Below are 2,127 nucleotides of genomic sequence, written 5' to 3'. Positions count from 1 at the left end.
CCTGCTGCTCAGCAAGGGGCAGTACCAGCTGCGGCCGGAGCCGCCCTTCACCCTCGGCGTCGACTTCGCCGGGGTGGTCGTCTCGGGTGACGGCTTCGAGCCGGGCCAGAGGGTCGCCGGCGTCGGCGGCTACGGCGGCGCCGCCGAGCTGGTCGTCGGCTCGGCCGAGAACGTCTTCGGTCTGCCGGACGCGATCACGTTCGAGGAGGCCGTCGCGCTCCCGATGAACTACCTCACGGCGCTGTTCGCGCTGGAGGAGCGCGCCCAGGTCCGCGCGGGCGAGACCGTCCTCGTCCACGGCGCAGCCGGGGGCGTCGGCACGGCCAGCATCCAGGTGGCGAAGGGTCTCGGCGCCCGCGTGATCGCCGTCGCCAGCACCGCCGAGAAGGCGGACTACGCCAGGGCGGCCGGGGCGGACGACGCCGTCCTCGCCGACGGGTTCAAGGACGAGGTGATGGCGCTGACCGAGGGGCGCGGCGTCGACGCCGTCGTGGACGTCGTCGGCGGCTCCCTCTTCACCGACTCGCTGCGCGTCCTCGCCCCGCAGGGCCGACTCCTCGTCGTCGGCTTCGCCGCAGGAGAGGGCATCCCGGAGGTGAAGGTCAACCGACTGCTGCTCAACAACGTCGACGTGCGCGGCGTCGGGTGGGGCGCCTACGCCTTCGCCCACGCCGGCTACATGGGCGAGCAGTGGGCGCGGCTGGTCCCGATGATCGAGTCCGGCGTCGTCAAGCCACCGGTCGGCAAGGTCTATCCGATCGAGGAGTTCGGCCAGGCCCTCATCGACATGGACTCCCGCGCCGCGCTCGGCAAGCTGGTCGTCCGCCTGCGGGACTGACCGGTTCCGCTGACCGCTCGGGTCAGCGCCGGCCGAAGTTCTGGGTCCACCAGAGCTGGCCGTCCTTGAGCACCACGCCGACGCCCAGCTCCCGCAGCCGGCAGTTCTTGATGTTGCGGCGGTGGGCGGGGCTGAGCCACCAGGCGCGCAGCACCCAGCGGGCGGAGTCGAATCCCGCGGCGACGTTCTCCGCGACGAGGCGCCAGTCGGTGTAGCCGGCGCGGGTGATCCGCGTGCCGAGGGTCGGCTCGCCGGCGAGTCGGTGGGACATGGTGGCGTTGTTGGCCATCCGGGCCGAGTGGCGCCGCGCCGCGGTGCGCAGCTCGCGGTTGAAGCGCAGCGGCGCACAGCCGGCGACGACACGACGCAGGTTGGTCAGCGTCAGCACCGTCGTCTCCAGCAGCGCGTCGACCACCGCGATCGTCCGCGCCGTGGTCGGCGCGGAGGCGGTGGAGACCGGCGAGGCGGCCGAGGCCGCGGTGGCGGTGCCGTGGCCGGGCCCGGCGACGAGCCCCGCGACGACCGCAGCGGCAATGGTCATGGACGTGACGAACGTCTTGAATCCCCCAGAAAGCATGCTGGAGATCCTCACGGAGCGACGGGGTGGGCCACACCGGCACGGCGTCCGGCATCGGCTAGTACCAATGGACTACGCCGCCACCGCGTCCGGCCATGACTCTCCACTTCCGGGCCGCCCGGCCGGGCGGTGGTCAGCGGCGGCCGAAGTTCTGTGTCCACCACAGCTGGCCGTCCTTGAGGACGACGCCGACACCGAGGTCGCGCAGCCGGCAGTTGAGGATGTTGCGGCGATGTCCCGGGCTGGCCATCCAGGCCCGCACCACCGCGAGGGGGCTGCTGAAGCCCCGCGCGACGTTCTCCGCGACCAGTCGCCAGTTGCGGTAGCCGGCGTTGGTGATCCGCACCGAGAAGTAGGGCTCGCCGGGCAGCTGGTGCGACATCAGGTCCGCGACGGCCATCCGCACCGTGTGGGCCCGCGCGGCCTTGCGCAGCAGGCTGTTGGCCCGCAGCGCGCGGCAACCGTGCGCCCGGCGCTGGCGGTTGGTCAGCGCGATCACCCGCGACTCCAGCAGCGACTGCACCACCAGTCGTCCGGTCACTCCGTCGGCCGGCCCCGGTCCGACGTACACGCGGGCCGCAGGGGTGGGCGGGACCGTGGCGTCGGCGGGCGCGGTCGCGCCGAGCAGCAGGCCCAGCAGCACCGCGGGCACGATTCCGATGATCTTCGCCATGGCGTGCCGATCGTCGGCTCCCCGGCTGGTCTGAGCGCG

Annotated in this window: 3 protein-coding genes; 1 reads left to right on the top strand and 2 read right to left on the bottom strand. The window is 73.0% G+C overall.

Going from position 1 to position 2,127, the window contains the following annotated elements:
• Positions 1–838, top strand: an 838-nt coding sequence (locus tag E9934_RS19285) for an NADPH:quinone oxidoreductase family protein (protein WP_136564531.1), incomplete at its 5' end; no start/stop codon positions are given.
• 22 nt (positions 839–860) lie between these two features.
• On the opposite strand, the gene E9934_RS19280 is transcribed toward E9934_RS19285, so the two are convergent.
• Positions 861–1,415 carry a CAP domain-containing protein gene (locus tag E9934_RS19280; RefSeq protein WP_136564530.1) on the bottom strand — a complete coding sequence of 185 codons (555 nt, stop codon included), beginning with the start codon at positions 1,413–1,415 and terminating at the stop codon, positions 861–863.
• A gap of 133 nt (positions 1,416–1,548) precedes the next feature.
• On the bottom strand, positions 1,549–2,127 hold a 579-nt coding region (locus E9934_RS19275), incomplete at its 5' end, for a CAP domain-containing protein (protein WP_238695062.1).

Source organism: Nocardioides caeni (assembly GCF_004912195.1).
Lineage (GTDB): Bacteria > Actinomycetota > Actinomycetes > Propionibacteriales > Nocardioidaceae > Nocardioides > Nocardioides caeni.
Note: the sequence above shows the minus strand (reverse complement) of the source record. Positions and strands in the feature narration are given on the sequence as shown.